We start from the raw sequence: 16,466 nt of genomic DNA, 5'->3' as shown, positions 1-16,466 counted from the left end.
AACGGTCCGTCCGCCGGGATATTGTTCGACGTACGTCAAACAATGTCGTAGGCTCGGCACCATGCCCGCAACTCGTCGGTCGGTGGTCGCGCTCGCGCTGATCGCCTCGTTCATGGTCTTCGTCGACAGCACGATCGTGAACGTCACCCTCGCCGAACTCGGCACCCACCTGAACGCGTCCCGCGCCGAGCTGGAGTGGTCGCTGAACGCGTACACACTGTCGTTCGCCGCGCTGATGCTCGGCGCCGGCGCGATCGCGGACACGCTCGGCGCGAAGCGCGCGTTCCTCACCGGGCTGCTGGTGTTCACGCTGTCGTCGGCAGTCTGCGCGGCGGCCGGCTCGATGCTGATGCTGAATCTCGCCCGGCTCGTGCAGGGCGCCGGATCGGCCCTGCTGCTGCCGAGCGCGCTCGTTCTCGCGACGGCGTCCGCGACCGACGAACACGCGCGGCACCGACTGGTCAGCTGGTGGGCCGCGGCGGGCGGCGCCGGGATGGCGGCCGGCCCGCTCCTCGGGGGCGGCCTGGTCGCACTCGCGAACTGGCGGGCCGTGTTCGCGGTCAACGTGGTGATCGGCATCCCGGCGGCCCTCTGGGCCTGGCGCGCGATGCCGGCAGTCGTCAAGAGGTCGCGGCGGCTGGACCTGGCCGGGATGGGGACGGCGACCGCGTTCATCGGTGGGCTGGTGTTCACGTTGATCGAGGCGCCGGCGCGCGGATGGCTCGATCCGGCGATCCTGGTGGCGGCTGTGGTAGCAGTCGTCGGACTCGTGGGTTTCGTGGTCGTCGAGCGGTCGGTACGGGCGCCGCTGCTGCCGCCGAAGCTGTACGCCGACCGCGGGTTCGCGGCCGCCGCGCTCCAGGGACTGCTGCTCAACTTCGCCTTCTACGGCGTACTTTTCTCGATGAGCCTGCTGCTCCAGCAAGGGCGGCACCTCAGTGCCTTGGTGACCGGGTTGCTGTTCCTCCCGCTGACCGGGCTGATCTCGATCGCGAACATCGGCTCGGCGCCGCTCGCCCGGCGCCTCGGGCGGCCCGCAGTCCTCGCGATCGGGCAGGCCGTGGTCACGGTCGCGATGCTGGCGCTCGCCTGGGCGAGTACGTCGTCGGCGGTCTGGCCGATGGTGCTGGCGCTGGTGCCGATCGGTTTCAGCTCCGGGCTGCTGGTGCCGACCATGACGGCCCAGTCGATCGCCGCGGTCGAGCCGGCGCTGCACGGTGCCGCGTCGGCCGCGTTCAACACCTCGCGCCAGATCGGCGGCGCGATCGGAGTCGCGACGTTCGGCCCGCTGCTCGGCACGGCGCACGACCTCGGTCGCGGGTTCGTGCTGTGCGCGATCGTGGCGGCCGGGGCAAGTCTCGCCGGGTTGTGCGTGACCGCGATCGGCCGCCGTACGCCGATACTCGTACGCTGGGGGCCGGATGCAACGGATCGGGTGCCGTAACGCGTCTGGTCAGTGGGAGGGGGGCACGTGCCGCAGGGGAAGAAGCGGGTGGGGACGACCGTCGCGCTGACGCTTGTCTGCGTGCTGGTGTGCGCGGTCGCGTTCGCCGGCGCGGTGTTCGTGCTGATGCCGGGCACTCGCGACCGCAGTACGACGGCCGCCGCCAACGGCTCGCCGACGCCGAGCAGCCGGCCCAAGCCGCCGCAGCCCACCCCGAGCGTCCCCGAGTCCACCGACGGCCCCCTGCCCGGCGTCGACACACCCGCCACTCCCCCGCCGTCGACCCCGGTCGCGAACACCGGCACGTACGAGTGCCCGGGGTACAGCGGCATCCAGGTGCCGCTCCCGATGCTGATGAGCGACACGTTCGCGTGGGGCGACGACCCGCCGTACAAGGTCGGCAACGGCAGCGGTGACGTCAACTGGCGCGCCGACCCGTACAAGAAACCCAGCTGGTACATGTGGCTGCACTCGCTGCGCTGGCTCGGCAAGGGCATCGAGGCCGGCGGGCACGGCGACCGGAAGGCGCTCGCGCACGTGATGGCGATCATCCACGACTGGGTCAAGGACAACCCGTACAGCTGGAAGGGCGACGTCGGCGCGTGGGAGGCGACGATGCACCGCACCAACGTGCTGTTGTGCGCGCGCCAGGCCGTCCTCAGCGGGATGCACGTCAGCAAACTGCCGACGCAGTACGCGTGGCTGGACAAGTCACTCGTCGACCATGCGCAGTTCATGATCGTGAACTGGAGCGGCCGGTCGAACCACGGGACCGACGAGAGCATCGCGCTGTTCGGCGTCGGCTGCACGCTGAAGAAGCCCGAGCTGAAGAAGCTCGCGGTCGAGCGGCTGACCGAGGCGATCACGACCGCGATCGACCCGCAGGGCTCGACGAACGAGCAGTCCGTCGGGTACGCGATGTTCAACTATCTGCTCTGGGGCCGCGCCACGACCGCGCTGAAGCGGTGCGGCTCCGACCCCGGCACGGTGATCGACCAGCGTCGAGCCGCGCTGTCCGAGTGGCTGGCGCTCGCGACCAAGTCCACCGGCGAGCTCCAGCAGGTCGGCGACGCCGTCAAGCAGAAGCCGACCGGCGCGGCCGGTACCGCGCTGGACTACGTCGCCTCGCTCGGCAAGCACGGGACACGACCGTCGAAGCGGGTCGCGGTGTACGACGCCGGCTACGTGTTCGGGCGGACCGGCTGGGGCGAAACACGCCCGTTCGCACAGGAGTCGACGTACAGCATCCGGTACGGCGCGGCGCGCACGCTGCACGGGCACGACGACCACATGTCGATCACGTACTCGTCCCACGGACGTGACGTCCTGATCGACCCGGGCCACTCCGGCTACCAGCTCGACAAGTGGCAGGCGTGGTCGAAGAGCCAGGCCGCGCACAACGTGATGACGATCCCGTCCGCCGAGACCGCTTCTGTCGACACGCAACTGGTCCGCGCGTCGATCACACCAACCTGGGAGTCGTACTCGCTCGCCGACTCCCCCGCACCGGGCGTGACCCGCAAGCGCGACGTACTCGTGCTGAAAGACCCCGACCTGATCATCACGCTCGACCGTGGCCAGGCGACCGACAACCAGCGGTACGAAACTCTCTGGCATCTGGCCCCCGGCCAGAAGGTGACCGTCCAGTCCCCCACCGCCGCCGTCGCCACCGCCCCGGGGTCCAAGACGTCCCTCCTCCAGATCCCGTACCAGCAGCAGCCCGGCAAGGACGCCATCACCGTCGTCGAGGGCCAGCAGGACCCGGTGCAGGGCTGGTACTACCCCGACATCTTCCACCGCGAGTCCGCCCCGGTGGTCAAGTTCAACCGCACCGGCGACGCGGCGACCATCCTCTCCGCCATCGTGCCGACCGCGCCCACCGAAACGGTCACCTACACAACCCGCACCACCGCCGGCATGTTCTTCGTCGACCTCACCGTCGGCGCCCGCAAAACCACCGTCCGGGTCGCGCCGGACGGCCGCCTGACCCGCATCAGCTGACCCGGTTTGGCTGCACGCCGCCCGGTTACCTGACAGGGCGTGGGTGTTGCGCTCGCGCTGGCGTCCGCGCTGTGTTTCGGGCTGTCGGACTTCGCGGCCGGCCTCGCTGCCCGTCGACTGCACAGCGCGGTCGTCGTGCTGGTCGGCCAACTGTGCGGCGTCACCTTGGTCAGCCTGCTGGCGCTGCTGATCGCCGCCCCGCACCTCACGCCGGCCTCGCTCGGATGGGGCGCGCTGTCCGGGATCGGCACCGGGCTGGGTGCCGCGTTCCTGTTCCAGGCGATGAAGGTCGGCCGATTCAGCCTCGTCGTACCGCTCAGCGATGTCGCCGGGGTCGCGATCCCGGTGGTCATCGGCGTGGCGCTGCTGCACGACCGGCTCGGCTGGTGGGCGTGGGCCGGTTTCGCGATCGCCGTCCCCGCGATCTGGCTGATCACCAGCGGGCGCGGCGCGCGAACCGCGGTGACGGCGGGCGCCGGATGGGCCTTGCTGTCCGGCGCGGCCTTCGCCCTGCAGTACGTCGCTCTGGCCCGTGCCGACGCGTCCGCCGGATTGTGGCCGCTGGCGCTGAACCGGCTCGTCGCCGTCCTCACGGTCGCGCCGATCGCCGTCCGACGCGAGCGATTACGGATGGCCCGCCGTACGGCGATGCTCGCCGTCGCGTCCGGTGTCCTCGGGACCTCGGCGATCGCCGCGTTCATGCTGGCCAGCCGCGAGCAGGCGCTCTCGGTCGCGGTCGTGCTGACGTCGCTGTATCCCGCTGTCACGGTGCTGCTCGGGCTGACGGTCCTCCACGAACGCCTGACCAGCCGTCAGGTCACCGGCCTCGTGTGCGCCGCCGCCACCGTCGTACTGGTCTCGCTCTGACCCGTTCCGAGCACCCGCGAGCCGGCCTCGGCCGCGAACGCCTCGCGCGGACTCTGGACGGAGGCCAGCGACACGATGTCGCGACCGTAGACGAACGCAACCAGCCAGATCGCCAGCACCCGCATCTTCCGGTCCCACGTCGGCACTGCGAGCACGTGGTAGCCGCGGTGCATCAACCATGCCAGGACGCCCTTGATGACGATCCGCTTGTACTGGAAGATGCCGGTTCCGAGACCCAGCGTCGCAATTGAGCCGAGGCTGTGGTGCACGTAGTTCTTCGGCTCCCGGCCCCGCAACGACCGCAGCAGGTTCCTGGCCAGCACCTTCCCCTGCCGTACGGCGTTCTGCGCGTTCGGCACGGTGTACCCGGTACCCGACGCGAGATCAGGTACCGCCGCGTCGTCGCCGGCCGCCCACGCGTCCGGGACCACCTCGTCCGCGGTACCGATCCGCAGGTCCGCGCGCACCTGCACCAGCCCGCGCTCGTTGTGCGGCAGGTCCGTGTGGTTGCGCAGCAGCCGGGTCGCGGCGTTCCCGGCCGTCCAGACGATCAGCTCCGAGTCGAACTCGGAGCCGTCGGACAGTACGACGTGCCCGTCGGCGGCGGACGTCATCGTGGTGTTCAGGTGCACCACGGCGCCGCGCTTCTCGAACAGCTTCACCACCCAGGCGCCGGGCTTGTCGCTCACCTCGGGCAGGATCCGCCCGGACGCCTCGACCAGGTGGAACGCCAGGTCGCTCTCCGACAGCTCCGGGTACTTCTTCAGCAGCGCCCGCGCCAGCGACAGCAGCTCCGCCATCCCCTCCACTCCGGAGAACCCACCGCCGACGAATGTGATCGTCAGCAGTTTCCGCCGCCGCGGCCCCGGCTCCAGCCCCGCCGCCTCGTCGAACGCGGTGAACAGCCGGTCCCGGATCGCGACCGCTTCCTCGACGTGCTTCATCCCGATCGCCCGCTCCGCGACACCCGGGACGTCGAAGGTCCGCGTCACCGCACCCGCGGTCACCGCGATCACGTCGTACGTCATCGTGTAGTCCTCGCCCTGCGCGGGCCGGATCGTCACGGTCTTGTCGGCGTGCGAGATGCCGGTGACCATTCCGGACACGATCTTCGTGTGCCGCAGATTCCGGCGCAGCGAGACCGCCGCGTGCCGCGCCTCGACCGAGCCGGCCACCACCTCGGGCAGGAACGGCTGGTACGTCATGTACGGCCGCGGGTCCACGACGACGACCTCGGCCTCCCCACGCCGCAGCTTCTTCTCCAGCCGCCACGCCGTGTAGAACCCGGCATACCCGCCGCCCACCACCAGGATCTTGCGCACAGCTCACTCCGTCCGTCGTCCCTCAGTCAGTAGACAACAGACCAAGGCTGCTTGTGACATTCCTAGAGCATCCCCACGACCAGCGACAACGGCGGCCAGGACACGCGGTCCCGGCGGACGACGGCCTGGGCGCGCATCCGCGGCTCGGGGTCGCGGAGGCGGCGCAGCGAGATGCCGGTGGTCTTCGGGTACGCGGCCGGCAACAGCGCGACGCCGAGCCCGGCACCGATCATCTCCTGCACGAGCTGCAGGCTGTCGGCGCGCTGGGTGATCCGGGGCTCGAAGCCGGCCAGCGCGGCGATCGTCCGGACGACCTGCTCGTCGGCCGTGTGCCGGGAGTTCACGATCCAGTCGCTGCCGGCGAACGCGGCGAGCACCTCGGCGGCAGTGCCCGGCGTACGACGGGACCGGGACGGGACCGCGAGACTCCACGAGGACTCCCAGAGCACCGTCGCCTCGAGCGCGGTGCCGAGTCTCGCCGGTGCGAGGTTGTAGTCGTAGGTGAGCGCGAGATCGACCTGGTCGCGTTCGAGCATCGCCAGCGCGTCGGGTGGTTCCTGCTCCTGGATCTCCAGTCGCACGGCCGCGGGCAGTCGCGGTACGACGGGCAGCAGGGTGTCGCGGATCCCGGTGTGGAAGGCGGCGATCCGGACCGTGCCGGCGGGCTCCGCGGACGGGTCCAGGTCGGCGCGGGCGGCCTCGTGGGCGGCCAGGATGGTCACGGCGTGACCGGCGAGACGCCTGCCCGCCGGGGTGAGCCGGACGCGGCGGCCGTCGGGCTCGAGCAGCGGCGTACCGACGTCCTTGGCGAGGCCGGCGAGCTGCTGCGAGACGGTGGAGGTCGTCACGCCGAGGACCTCCGACACCGCGTGCATCGAGCCCAGCCGGGAGAGCGCGAGCAGGAGTTCCAGGCGCCGTACGTCCATTCAGCAATCATGAACGATCTGTGCAGAATTCTCACGTGGACGCGAACGGCGTGCGCGGGCTTCACTGGACGGCATGCGCTCACGGAAGACCGGTATCGCGTTCGCGGTGCTGTCGATGACGATGGTCCAGCTGGGGCTGGCCGTGTCGGTCGGGCTGTTCGGCCGGGTCGGCCCGGAGGGCGCCGCGTGGCTGCGGCTGGCCTGTGCGGGCGTGATCGTGCTGGTGCTGTTCCGCCCGCGGCCGAGTGCGTTCGACCGGAACGCGTTCCTCGCCGCGGTCGGTCTCGGCGTCGCGACGGGCGGAGTGACCTTGCTGTTCATGGCTGCGGTGGCGCGATTGCCGTTGGGGACGGCGAGTGCGTTGGAGTTCCTGGGCCCGCTGACGGTCGCCGTACTGCGCAGTCGCGGGCGGCTGGTCTGGCCGGCACTCGCGTTCGCCGGCGTACTGATCCTGACCCAGCCGTGGCACGGCGCGGTCGACGGGGTCGGCGTACTGTTCGCGCTCGGGGCGGCCGCGTGCTGGGCGGCGTACATCGTGCTCACTCAGCATGTCGGCAGCAATGTGACCGGTCTTCAGGGCATGGGGGTGTCGCTCCCGGTCGCGGCGGTGGTGGCGACTGTCGTTGCCGGTCCGACGACGATCCCGGTGCTGACCTGGCAGTTGGTGGTCATCGGGTTCGGTCTGGCCCTGTTGTTGCCGGTGATCCCGTTCAGCCTGGAGTATCTCGCCCTTCGCCGCCTGGATGCGGGGGTCTTCGGCACGCTGATGAGCCTCGAGCCCGCTCTGGCGCTGCTGATCGGCTGGCTGCTCCTCGGCCAGTCCCCCAGCCTGCTCCAGGCCGCCGGCATCGCCTGCGTCATCGCCGCCGGCGCCGGCGCAGAACGAGCCGCCGCAAGGCACATGACCGGTACCGAAGAACGGGTAGTGGTCGGCCCGGTCAGCACGCCGTAAGCGGCGGGCCGGTTCACTCGGCCGCTGACTCCCGCACCACTACCCGTTCTTCGGTGCGCGCCTGCGCCAGCATGCCCCGAAGGGTCTCGGCATCGACGTTGGCGCCGAAGGGGGCGGTGCCCGGCTCCAGGCGTTTGCCTGCCGGGAGGGGGCCGGCGAGGACCGGCTCGAAGCCGAGGGCGTCGACGAGGTCGGCGACCTGGGCGGTGTCCTCGGAGGCGCCGGCGATCGCGATGGCCTTGCGATCGGGGGCTCCGGCGGGGCGCGGGCCTTCGTCGAGGTCGTGGTAGCCCATGTGGTTGAAGGCCTTCACGACGCGGGAGCCGGGCAGGAACTCCTGCACGATCTCCGACGAGGACGTGCGCGGGTCGGTGAGGTCGTCGCGGATGCCGTCGACCTCCCACCAGTAGTTCATCGCGTCGACGACGAGCTTGCCGCGCAGTTCGTCCGCCGGGATCGTCCGGTACTTCCCCAGCGGCAGCGCCAGGATCACCACGTCCGCCTCGGCCGCCGCTTCCGCCGCGGTCACCGCGATCGCGCCGGGCGCCACCACCTCCACGATCAGCGCGATCTTCGAGACCTCTCCGGACCCGGCGATCAGCACCCGGTACCCGGCTGCGACCGCGAGCCGCGCCAGCACGGTGCCGACCTTGCCGGCGCCGAGGATCCCGACCGTCGCCGGCCGGGTCCCACCAGTTCCGATGCTCGTCCCAGTAAAAGATGTCACCGTGACTCCGCCAGGATCTCGCGGACCAGCGGGACCACCTTCGTCCCGTACAGCTCGACCGCCTTCAGCCGGGCGCTCGCCGGCAGCGGACCGCCCGAGTAGATCAGGTCGAACCGCTTCGCCCCGATCGCCTGCACCGCGCCGGCGATCCGCCGCGCCACTGTCTCCGGCGAGCCGACGTACATCGACCCGTGCAGCACCTCGGACTCGAACTCCTCGCGCCGCAACGGCGGCCAGCCGCGGAGGGCGCCGATCCGGTCCCGCATCACCTTGTACGGCGCGAAGTAGATCTCCTTCGCCTCCTCGTCGGTGTCCGCGACGAACCCCGGCGAGTGCATCCCGACCGGATGCGCCACGGTCCCGAACTGCTCCGCGGCCCGCTTGTACAGGTCGACGTACGGCGCGAACCGCTCCGGCGAGCCGCCGATGATCGCGAGCATCAACGGCAACCCGTAGTACGCCGTACGGACGACCGACTGCGGCGAGCCGCCGACGCCGACCCAGGTGGTCAGCCGGCCGGACTCGGTCTTCGGGTAGACGTCCGCGTTGTCCAGCGCCGCCCGCACCGTGCCTTCCCAGGTCACCGGCTTCTCGTCGAGCAGCCGCACGAACAGCTGCAACTTCTCCTCGAACAGCTTGTCGTAGTCCTCCAGGTCGTACCCGAACAACGGGAACGACTCGGTGAACGACCCGCGCCCGAGGATCACCTCGGCGCGCCCGTTCGACAGGGCGTCCACGGTCGAGAACCGCTGGAAGACCCGCACCGGGTCGTCCGAGCTCAGCACGGTCACCCCCGACCCGAGCTTGATGTTCGAGGTCCTGGTGGCGATCCCGGCGAGCACGGTCTCCGGTGTCGAGATCGAGAACTCCGGCCGGTGGTGCTCGCCGAGGGCGATCGCGTCCACGCCGATCTCGTCGGCCAGCACCGCCTCGTCCACCACCTGCCGGATCGCCGCCGCGGCGGTCACCGGCGCGCCGTCGTCGTCCACCGGGATGTCCCCGAAGGTGTCGAGCCCGAAGGCGACCTCGGTCATGTCTGCACGCTCCTGTTCAGTCCCCGCAAGTCTAGGTTGACGTGTCAACACCAGAACCGGCGGGGTTCATTCCCAGTGCCGCAGCTTGTCCGGGTTCCGCACGATCCAGACCGCGGCGACCTTGGCCGCGGCCACCCGCAGGCTGACGACTGCGACCACCCGGCGGCCGGCGTCCCGGACGACGACACCGGGATCGCCGTTGACCGACTCGACCGTGAGCGTGGTGTCCGGTCCGGCGAGTCCGGTCACACAGTGCGCAACGGCCCCAGGCCCCCGGACCGGGTCCAGCGCGACCGCCACCTGGCCCCCGCCGTCGCTGACCGCGACCACCTCCGGCGCGAGCAGCCTGCTCAGCGCACCGCGGCTCCCGGACCTGAGGGCGATCGCGAACCGATGCACGACAGCGTGGTCGCTGCGCTTGAACACGTCTCCTCCCGCTCAGGCGATCGTGCTGAGCTTGGCCGGGTTCATCTGCCACAGCACCTCGTCGATGCCCTCCGCCGACGTGGTCACCGTGCAGACCGCGAACACCGCATCGTCCCGGGAGAGCATCGCCACCGCGCGGCCGTTCGCCGTACCGAACGCGACCTCGACGCCGACCCAGAAGTGCTGATGGAACGCCCGGTGGTACTTCGCCACGCGCTCGCGCCCGACGACCGGGAACTTCGACGCCCGGGCCGCGCCGCCGCCGTCGGAGTAGCTGACCGCGTCCGCCGCCAGCAGTTCCTCGAGCACGGCGACGTCTCCCGACCTCGCGGCAGTGATGAACGCCTTCAGCAACGTCTGCTGCTGCGGTCCCGACACCTCGGTACGGCGTTCCGCGCGGATCCGCTTCCGCGCCCGGCTGACCAGCTGCCGGACGGCCGGCTCGGTCGACTGCAGCATCGTCGCGAGCTCGTCGTACGGGTAATCGAACGCCTCGCGCAGGATGTACGCCGCCCGCTCGGTCGGCGACAACCGTTCGAGCACGAGCAGTACGGCGAAGCTCAGCGCCTCGCCGCGCTCGGCCCCGAGGTACGGGTCGGCGCTGGTGTCCACCGGCTCCGGCAGCCACGGCCCGATGTACGTCTCCCGGCGGGCCCGCGCGGACTGGTTCGCGTTGATCGCGAGCCGGGTCACCGCCGTCGACAGGTACGCGACCGGACTCTGGACCGTACTGCGGTCCGCCGCCTGCCAGCGCAGCCACACCTCCTGGACCAGGTCCTCGGCCTCGGCGTGGCTGCCCAGCATCCGGTACGCGATCCCCATCAGGCGCGGCCGCACCTGGTTGAAGATCGCGACCGCGTCGTCCAGGTCCTCAGTCATCAACGCGAGGATAGGGCGCCGCCTCCAGCGCCTCGATGGCGCCGTGCAAACTGCGCAGGTCCGCCGCCTCGGCCTCGGCCTCGTACGGGTCCAGTACCAGGGCCTCGCCCTGCGGCGGCATGCCCGCGGCCTGGAGCTCCAGGTCCGCCTCGACCTCGACGTCCAGCTCGTGCAGGAACTCCGGTTCGCTCATTGGGCCGCGTACCACTCGTCGTAGTGCAGTTCGCCCAGCGTCGCCTCGCCGATCGGGACCAGGCTGCGCTCGGTCAGCTCCGAGCCGAAGTACTTCGCGTGCACGTCGGAGACCACCTCGCGGGTGTCGCCGCGCTCCGCGAGCGCCTTCCGGAAGAACTCGTCCATCCGGTACTCGTCCGGCCCGGCGATGTCGATCCGCCCGTTCAGCGGCGTACCGACGGCGACCTTGCCGAGGTTCTTCGCGACGTCCTCGGCCGCGATCGGTGCCCAGGCGACCGGCGCGATGTGCACCTTTCCGTCGTCCCAGGTGCCCTCGTCCGCGATCGCGCCGACGAACTCCATGAACTGCGTCGCGTGCACCAGCGAGTACGGGATCCCGGAGCCCTTGATCAGCTCTTCCTGGGCGATCTTCGCGGCGAAGTAGTGATTGTCGGCGAGCCGCTCGGTGCCGACGATCGAGATCCCGACGTGTTGCCGGACGCCAGCCGCGTCCTCGGCCCGCAGCACGTTCGAGGTCGAGGTCCGGAAGAACTCCATCACCGGCGCGGCCTCGAACGACGGCGAGTTCGCCACGTCGACCACCACGTCGGCGCCCTTGAGTACGTCGTCCAGGCCTTCGCCGGTGATCGTGTTGACGCCGGTGCTCGGAGCGGCCGGCACCGCCTCGTGCCCGTGCTCGGTGAGCTTCGCCACCAGCTTCGTGCCGATCAGCCCGGTACCGCCGATCACGACGATCTTCATCGCAGGTCCCTTCGTCTGTTGTGCCCTGTCACGAGATAAGACAGGGCACCCCACGGGCTTGTGACAGACGTGCCCTAGGCGGTCAGAGCGGCGAGGTTCTGCAGGGTGGCCTGTAGGACGTCGGTGATCGGTACGTCGTCCGGCGCGCTGATCCAGCGCTCGAACGAGACCCGGAAGACCCCGACGCCCGTCTCGGCCGCGAGCGCGGCGACGTCCGGCGGGACGCCGCGGTCGAGCAGGCCCTGGCGCAGCGCCGCGGTCAGCTTCGCCATCTTGATCAGTTCGCGCTCCAGCAGCTCCGGGGTCGAGGTGATCACCGCGGCCCGGCGGCGCGAGTAGTCCCGGCGGATGTCGTCGAAGAAGTCGGCGGACGCGAGCACCGCGCTCGTGATCGCCGCCATCGGCGTGGCGTCCGCGGGTGCGGCGGCGAGCGCCGCGACCATGCGCTCCTGCAGCAACTCGGAGCCGGCGAACAGCACCTCGCGCTTGTCGGCGAAATGCCGGAAGAAGGTCCGCGCGGTCACCCCGGCCCGGTCCGCGATCTCGGCGACGGTCGTGCCGTCGAACCCGCGCTCGGCATACAGCGCCATCGCGGCCTCTCGCAGCCGCCCGGCCGCGTCCGGCTCCCACCGTCCCATGGGTCGATCCTAGCCGATGTCATCGAGTGACATCAGGGTGTAGCATCGGTGATGTCAGTCAATGACATCACTTTCTGGAAGGACAGTCATGCGCGTATTCATCACCGGAGCATCCGGGCACGTCGGGTCGGCGCTGGTCCCGGAGCTCCTGCACAACGGCCACCAGGTGATCGGCCTGGCGCGGTCGGACGAGTCGGCGAAGCGGCTCACCGAGTGGGGTGCCGAGGCGGTGCGCGGCGACCTGCACGACCTCGACCGGCTGCGCGCGGCGGCGGCCGCGGCCGACGGCGTCGTACACCTCGCGTTCCGGCACGACGCGATGGTCGAAGGCGACCTGGCCGGCGCGGCCGAGTCCGATCTCGCCGCGCTGCAGGCGATCGGCGACGCCCTGGCCGGCACGGACAAGCCGCTCGTCAGTACGTCGGGCACCGGGATGCTCGCCCACCTGCAGCAGGGCCGGGTCGCGACCGAGGAGGACTACGACCCGAACGGCGGCTACCGCATCGACTCCGAGAACTACGTCTTCGACCTGGCAGGCAAGGGCGTTCGTACGTCGATCGTGCGGCTGCCGGCGATCACCCACAGCCGCCTGGACCTCCACGGGTTCGCGCCGTCACTGATCTCCTTTGCCCGGCGCAACGGTTTCGCGGCGTACGTCGGCGACGGCACGAACCGGTGGCCCGCGGTCCACACGCTCGACGCGGCGCGGGCGTACCGCCTCGCGCTGGAGTCCGCGCCCGCCGGCAGCCGGCTGCACGCCGTACAGGACGAAGGCATCGAGTTCCGCACGATCGCGGAGGCCATCGGCCGCGGGCTCGACCTGCCGGCGCGCTCGGTGACACCCGACGAGGCGGCGCAGTACGTCGGCTTCCTGGGCCGGTTCGCGACGATGGACAACCCGACGTCCGCGGCCCGGACGAGTGAGCTGCTCGACTGGCAGCCCACCCACCCGGACCTGCTCGCCGACCTCGCGGAAGGCTTCTACTTCAAGGAGAACTAGACCTTCAGGACCGGGGCGACGGTCTTCGACTTCGAGCCCTCGTACGCGGCCAGCAGGATGCCGAGGACGGCGATGCCCTCCTCCTCGGTGTGCAGCGGGCGCTGCTTGCCTGCCAGCGAGTCCGCGAAATGGCCGATCTCGGCGACGAACGTGTCGATCGGCTCGAACTCGAACGTCTCGGTCTCGCCGGAGCGCAGCCGGTACGAGAGCGTCGTACCGTCGCTGGTCAGTGAGCCCAGCTCGCCGACGGCGGAGAAGCGCTCGGTGGACTCGGCCGGCTGGTACGCCCAGCTGGTCACGAGCTGACCGACGACGCCGTTGTCGAACCGGATCAGCACCTGCGCGGAGTCCTCGCCCTCCATGAACTTCAACCGGTGCGTGGAGAGCATCGCGGTCGCCTCGACCGGCATGCCGCCGGCCAGGTGCAGCATCAGATAAGTGGGGTGGTACCCGGTGTCAATGAGCTCGCCACCGCCACTCGTCTTGCTGCTCGCGCGCCAGCCCATCGTGCTCGGGTCGAAGTCGTTGTAGAAGCTGTCGGTCGTCCGTACCTCGTACACGGTGCCGATCGTGCCGCCCTGCAACAGCTCGCGCGCCTTCGCGACGGCCGGCATGAACAGCTGGTTGTGCGCGCACATCAGCGTCACGCCGTTCTCGGTGACCGCCTTGCGAACGTCGGCCGCCTCCTCGGCGGACAGGCACAGCGGCTTCTCGCAGAGGATGTGCTTGCCCGCCTCGGCGGCCGCGACGATCGCGTCCCGGTGCAGATGGTGCGGCAGACAGATGTCGACCGCGTCCAGGTCCTCGTTCGCGAGCATCTCGTGGTAGTCCGTGTACGCCGTGGCGCCGAGTTCCTCGCCGCGCTTCTTCGCGGTCTCCTCGACGGCGTCCGCGACCGCCGTCACTCCGATCCGGTCGGCGTGCGCGCGGTATCCCTTGATATGCGCCGAGGCGATCCCGCCCGCGCCGATCAATCCAACCTTGATCATCGGCTACTCCTTGTCAGCTGTAGGAAATGACTCGGTCGGACTCGGCCGCGGCGTTCGCCGCCACCACCAGACGGGTGAGCTCGACGGCCCGCGCGATGTTGTCGTCGGCCCGCGTGCCGTTGTTGATGTGATCGACCCACTGGGCGAACGCGTCCGGGGAGTGCTCCGGTACGTCGACCTGCTCGCCGTTCACCAGCAGCACGTTCCCCGCGTCCGTGTACGTCAGCGTCCCCTCGGTCCCGAACAGCTCGATCGTGAACGGGTTGTTGCTCGCGAACCCGGCCTCGATCACGCCGATCCGCTGGTCGCCGTACCCGGCCACCACGACGGCGTTGTCCTCCAGCCCGCGCCCGGCGATCGAGCGGTACGTCGCACTCACGGTCTCGGGTTGCGCGCCGAGGAACAGCTGGGTCAGGTACACCGGGTGGCAGCCGAGGTCGGTGAGCGCGCCACCGATCGCGGCCTTCGGCTCGAAGAACCGCTGCGGTAGCCAGCCTTCCTTGCCGTCGCGGCCGATCGCGCCGTCGTGTGAGAGCCGGACTCGTCCGTACGTCAGCGTGCCGAGCGTGCCCTTGTCGAGCACTTCGCGGATCGCGGTCGTGTAGCCGTGGTAGAGCCGGGGCAGCGAGACGATCAGCTTCACCCCGGCGGCGTCGGTGGCCGCGACGATCTCCTCGGCCTCGGCGACCGTCGGCGCGAGCACCTTCTCGGTGAAGATGTGCTTGCCGGCCCGGGCCGCCTTCAGCATGATGTCGCGGTGCACGTCGGTCGGCGTCGTGATCACCACGCCGTCGAGATCGTCGCGCGCGAGCAGGGCGTCGAGATCACCGGTGTACTCGGCGCCGAACCGCTCGGCGCCTTCACGGCCGCGGTCGGCGTCGTCGTCCCAGACGGCCACCAGGTCCGTCCCCGGGTGCGCCTGGGCCTGTCTCGAATAGTCGCCGGCATGCACGTGCCAGAAGCTGAGCGTCGCGATCTTCAGTGGATTGGACACGCTGGTCCTCCTCAGTGGAAACCTGTGGAAACGTTTCTGATCGACCGTCGGCTGATCACGGTACAACGTTGTCAGGAGTCCGCAACAGGGTTCTTCCGAGGGCGTTCACACGCTGAGACCCGTGCGCAATCCGGGTGCTTATAGTTATCCAGGAGTCCTGGAATACGTGAGGAGCACCGCGATGTCCGAAGAGCTCGCCGGCGGGGACCTCTCCCGGCTGCGCCAGCTGAACGCGGTCGCCGTACTGCGGGAGTTGCGCGGGACGCAGCCGCTGACGCTCACCGAGCTGTCGAAACGCACAGGACTGTCGCGCGCTTCCACCGAGGACGTCGCCCGGGACCTCCTCGGCCGCGGCTGGCTGGCCGAGGTGGCCCCGGCCGCGGGCACCGTCGGCCGCCCCGCCCGCCGCTACCGCTTCAACTCCGGCGCCGGCCGCCTGCTCGGCGTCGACGTCGGCGGCCACAAGATCCTCGCCTTGGTGACCGACCTCGACGGCGAAGTCGTCCATCAGTCCCGGGTCGAGGTACCTGCCGACGCCGGCCGTCGCGAGCGCCTGGCGGCCGTCGACCGGTGCGTGGCCGAGGCACTCGACGGGACGGCACAGATCTGGGCGACCGGCGTTGCGACGACCGGGCTGGTCGACGGGACCGGGAAGGTGATGCTGTCGGATTCGTTGCCCGAGTGGAGCGGGGTGGATCTCGGGGCGCACGTACAGCGGCTGGTGCCGGGGGCGGTGCGGGTGGAGAACGACTGCAAACTGGCGGCGCTGGCGGAGACATGGCGTGGGGTCGCGCGGTACGCGAAGGACGTCGTGTTCCTGCTGGCCGGGCTACGCACCGGGGCCGGGCTGATCATCGACGGGAAGCTGCACCGCGGGTTCGCCAACTGGTCCGGCGAGATCGGCGCCCTCCCGGCCGCGGGCTGGCAGCGGGCCCCGCAGCATCTCCACGCGTGGTTGAGCAAGAACCCGGCAGCAGGTGGGTTCGAGCGAGTGTTCGTGGCGGCGCGAGCGGGTGACCACGGAGCGCGGAAAGCGGTCGAGAAGTACGTGAAGGACCTGGCGATCGGGGCCTCGGCGCTGGTGCTCACGCTGGACCCGCAGTTGGTGGTGATCGGCGGCGGGTTCTCACGGTCGGCCGACGTGATGGTGGAGCCGTTGCGCCGGGAGCTGGAGCGATGGTGCCTGCGGACGCCGGAGATCCGGGTGTCGGCATTCGCCGACGAAGGCGTCGCACTCGGCGCGGTCCGGCTGGCACTGGACGCCGTGGAAGCGGCCATCACCGACGGGCTGAGACCTTGACATAATTTCCCTGGACTCCATCATTATCCCC

At 70.3% G+C, this 16,466-nt stretch carries 17 protein-coding genes; 6 read left to right on the top strand and 11 right to left on the bottom strand.

The features are described from left to right. Positions 1-61: 61 nt before the first annotated feature. The 3 genes from AB0M51_RS14750 to AB0M51_RS14740 are packed head-to-tail and all read left to right on the top strand — an operon-like array spanning position 62 to position 4,312. Positions 62-1,444 (top strand): MFS transporter, encoded by a 1,383-nt coding sequence (locus tag AB0M51_RS14750; protein WP_344187168.1) that lies wholly within the window; start codon positions 62-64, stop codon positions 1,442-1,444. A gap of 27 nt (positions 1,445-1,471) precedes the next feature. Further along, positions 1,472-3,445: a heparinase II/III family protein gene (locus AB0M51_RS14745; protein ID WP_344187170.1), complete on the top strand. Its 1,974-nt coding sequence runs from the start codon at positions 1,472-1,474 to the stop codon at positions 3,443-3,445. A gap of 39 nt (positions 3,446-3,484) precedes the next feature. Beyond that, on the top strand, positions 3,485-4,312 hold the full coding sequence (locus AB0M51_RS14740) for an EamA family transporter (protein WP_344187173.1): 828 nt from the start codon (positions 3,485-3,487) through the stop codon (positions 4,310-4,312). On the opposite strand, the gene AB0M51_RS14735 is transcribed toward AB0M51_RS14740, so the two are convergent. Together AB0M51_RS14735 and AB0M51_RS14730 are read right to left on the bottom strand one after the other, a co-directional pair. Next, positions 4,258-5,634: an FAD-dependent oxidoreductase gene (locus AB0M51_RS14735; RefSeq protein ID WP_344187176.1), complete on the bottom strand. Its 1,377-nt coding sequence runs from the start codon at positions 5,632-5,634 to the stop codon at positions 4,258-4,260. The two genes, AB0M51_RS14740 and AB0M51_RS14735, sit on opposite strands and share 55 nt — an antisense overlap. A gap of 62 nt (positions 5,635-5,696) precedes the next feature. Continuing rightward, positions 5,697-6,560 (bottom strand): LysR family transcriptional regulator, encoded by an 864-nt coding sequence (locus AB0M51_RS14730; protein ID WP_344187178.1) that lies wholly within the window; start codon positions 6,558-6,560, stop codon positions 5,697-5,699. Positions 6,561-6,633: 73 nt separating this feature from the next. Here AB0M51_RS14730 and AB0M51_RS14725 point away from each other — a divergent pair, with 73 nt between their 5' ends. After that, on the top strand, positions 6,634-7,512 hold the full coding sequence (locus AB0M51_RS14725; RefSeq protein ID WP_344187181.1) for an EamA family transporter: 879 nt from the start codon (positions 6,634-6,636) through the stop codon (positions 7,510-7,512). Positions 7,513-7,525: 13 nt separating this feature from the next. Here AB0M51_RS14725 and AB0M51_RS14720 read toward each other — a convergent pair whose 3' ends face one another. From AB0M51_RS14720 to AB0M51_RS14690, 7 genes are all read right to left on the bottom strand, one after another. Next, positions 7,526-8,239, bottom strand: coding sequence for an NAD(P)-binding domain-containing protein (locus AB0M51_RS14720; RefSeq protein WP_344187183.1), 714 nt, complete (start codon positions 8,237-8,239; stop codon positions 7,526-7,528). Further along, positions 8,236-9,273 carry an LLM class flavin-dependent oxidoreductase gene (locus AB0M51_RS14715; RefSeq protein ID WP_344187186.1) on the bottom strand — a complete coding sequence of 346 codons (1,038 nt, stop codon included), beginning with the start codon at positions 9,271-9,273 and terminating at the stop codon, positions 8,236-8,238. The genes AB0M51_RS14720 and AB0M51_RS14715 overlap by 4 nt, the downstream gene beginning before the upstream one ends. Positions 9,274-9,339: 66 nt before the next feature. Then, the gene (locus tag AB0M51_RS14710) at positions 9,340-9,699 is read right to left on the bottom strand and encodes a hypothetical protein (protein ID WP_344187189.1); all 360 of its coding nucleotides are present in this window, start codon (positions 9,697-9,699) and stop codon (positions 9,340-9,342) included. A 12-nt stretch (positions 9,700-9,711) separates the two neighbouring features. Beyond that, the gene (locus AB0M51_RS14705; protein ID WP_344187192.1) at positions 9,712-10,578 is read right to left on the bottom strand and encodes an RNA polymerase sigma-70 factor; all 867 of its coding nucleotides are present in this window, start codon (positions 10,576-10,578) and stop codon (positions 9,712-9,714) included. Further along, positions 10,571-10,771, bottom strand: a complete 201-nt coding sequence (locus AB0M51_RS14700; RefSeq protein ID WP_344187194.1) for a hypothetical protein — start codon at positions 10,769-10,771, stop codon at positions 10,571-10,573. The genes AB0M51_RS14705 and AB0M51_RS14700 overlap by 8 nt, the downstream gene beginning before the upstream one ends. Beyond that, positions 10,768-11,514, bottom strand: coding sequence for an SDR family oxidoreductase (locus AB0M51_RS14695; protein ID WP_344187198.1), 747 nt, complete (start codon positions 11,512-11,514; stop codon positions 10,768-10,770). Before AB0M51_RS14695 ends, AB0M51_RS14700 begins: the two co-directional genes overlap by 4 nt. A gap of 74 nt (positions 11,515-11,588) precedes the next feature. Next, positions 11,589-12,152 carry a TetR family transcriptional regulator gene (locus AB0M51_RS14690; RefSeq protein WP_344187201.1) on the bottom strand — a complete coding sequence of 188 codons (564 nt, stop codon included), beginning with the start codon at positions 12,150-12,152 and terminating at the stop codon, positions 11,589-11,591. Between the two features lie 88 nt (positions 12,153-12,240). On the opposite strand from AB0M51_RS14690, the gene AB0M51_RS14685 reads away from it, so the two are divergent. Then, on the top strand, positions 12,241-13,152 hold the full coding sequence (locus AB0M51_RS14685) for an SDR family oxidoreductase (protein ID WP_344187203.1): 912 nt from the start codon (positions 12,241-12,243) through the stop codon (positions 13,150-13,152). Here AB0M51_RS14685 and AB0M51_RS14680 read toward each other — a convergent pair. After that, positions 13,149-14,141, bottom strand: coding sequence for a Gfo/Idh/MocA family oxidoreductase (locus AB0M51_RS14680; protein WP_344187206.1), 993 nt, complete (start codon positions 14,139-14,141; stop codon positions 13,149-13,151). The genes AB0M51_RS14685 and AB0M51_RS14680 overlap by 4 nt on opposite strands. 13 nt (positions 14,142-14,154) lie before the next feature. Continuing rightward, positions 14,155-15,135: a Gfo/Idh/MocA family oxidoreductase gene (locus AB0M51_RS14675; RefSeq protein ID WP_344187208.1), complete on the bottom strand. Its 981-nt coding sequence runs from the start codon at positions 15,133-15,135 to the stop codon at positions 14,155-14,157. Positions 15,136-15,316: 181 nt separating this feature from the next. Between AB0M51_RS14675 and AB0M51_RS14670 the strand changes: the two genes are divergently transcribed. After that, positions 15,317-16,435: an ROK family protein gene (locus AB0M51_RS14670; RefSeq protein ID WP_344187211.1), complete on the top strand. Its 1,119-nt coding sequence runs from the start codon at positions 15,317-15,319 to the stop codon at positions 16,433-16,435. Positions 16,436-16,466: the final 31 nt, after the last annotated feature.

Source organism: Kribbella sp. NPDC051137, assembly GCF_040682535.1.
Taxonomy (GTDB): domain Bacteria; phylum Actinomycetota; class Actinomycetes; order Propionibacteriales; family Kribbellaceae; genus Kribbella; species Kribbella karoonensis.
The sequence above is the reverse complement of the archived record's forward strand: the minus strand, read 5'-3'. Positions and strand labels throughout refer to the sequence as shown.

Excerpts from the sequence above, each read along its gene's own strand:
- AB0M51_RS14685 (WP_344187203.1), top strand. The coding sequence starts at position 12,241 with ATGCGCGTATTCATCACCGGAGCATCCGGGCACGTCGGGTCGGCGCTG.
- AB0M51_RS14690 (WP_344187201.1), bottom strand. The coding sequence starts at position 12,152 with ATGGGACGGTGGGAGCCGGACGCGGCCGGGCGGCTGCGAGAGGCCGCG.
- AB0M51_RS14670 (WP_344187211.1), top strand. The coding sequence starts at position 15,317 with ATGTCCGAAGAGCTCGCCGGCGGGGACCTCTCCCGGCTGCGCCAGCTG.
- AB0M51_RS14750 (WP_344187168.1), top strand. The coding sequence starts at position 62 with ATGCCCGCAACTCGTCGGTCGGTGGTCGCGCTCGCGCTGATCGCCTCG.
- AB0M51_RS14730 (WP_344187178.1), bottom strand. The coding sequence starts at position 6,560 with ATGGACGTACGGCGCCTGGAACTCCTGCTCGCGCTCTCCCGGCTGGGC.
- AB0M51_RS14680 (WP_344187206.1), bottom strand. The coding sequence starts at position 14,141 with ATGATCAAGGTTGGATTGATCGGCGCGGGCGGGATCGCCTCGGCGCAT.
- AB0M51_RS14705 (WP_344187192.1), bottom strand. The coding sequence starts at position 10,578 with ATGACTGAGGACCTGGACGACGCGGTCGCGATCTTCAACCAGGTGCGG.
- AB0M51_RS14695 (WP_344187198.1), bottom strand. The coding sequence starts at position 11,514 with ATGAAGATCGTCGTGATCGGCGGTACCGGGCTGATCGGCACGAAGCTG.
- AB0M51_RS14715 (WP_344187186.1), bottom strand. The coding sequence starts at position 9,273 with ATGACCGAGGTCGCCTTCGGGCTCGACACCTTCGGGGACATCCCGGTG.
- AB0M51_RS14700 (WP_344187194.1), bottom strand. The coding sequence starts at position 10,771 with ATGAGCGAACCGGAGTTCCTGCACGAGCTGGACGTCGAGGTCGAGGCG.
- AB0M51_RS14725 (WP_344187181.1), top strand. The coding sequence starts at position 6,634 with ATGCGCTCACGGAAGACCGGTATCGCGTTCGCGGTGCTGTCGATGACG.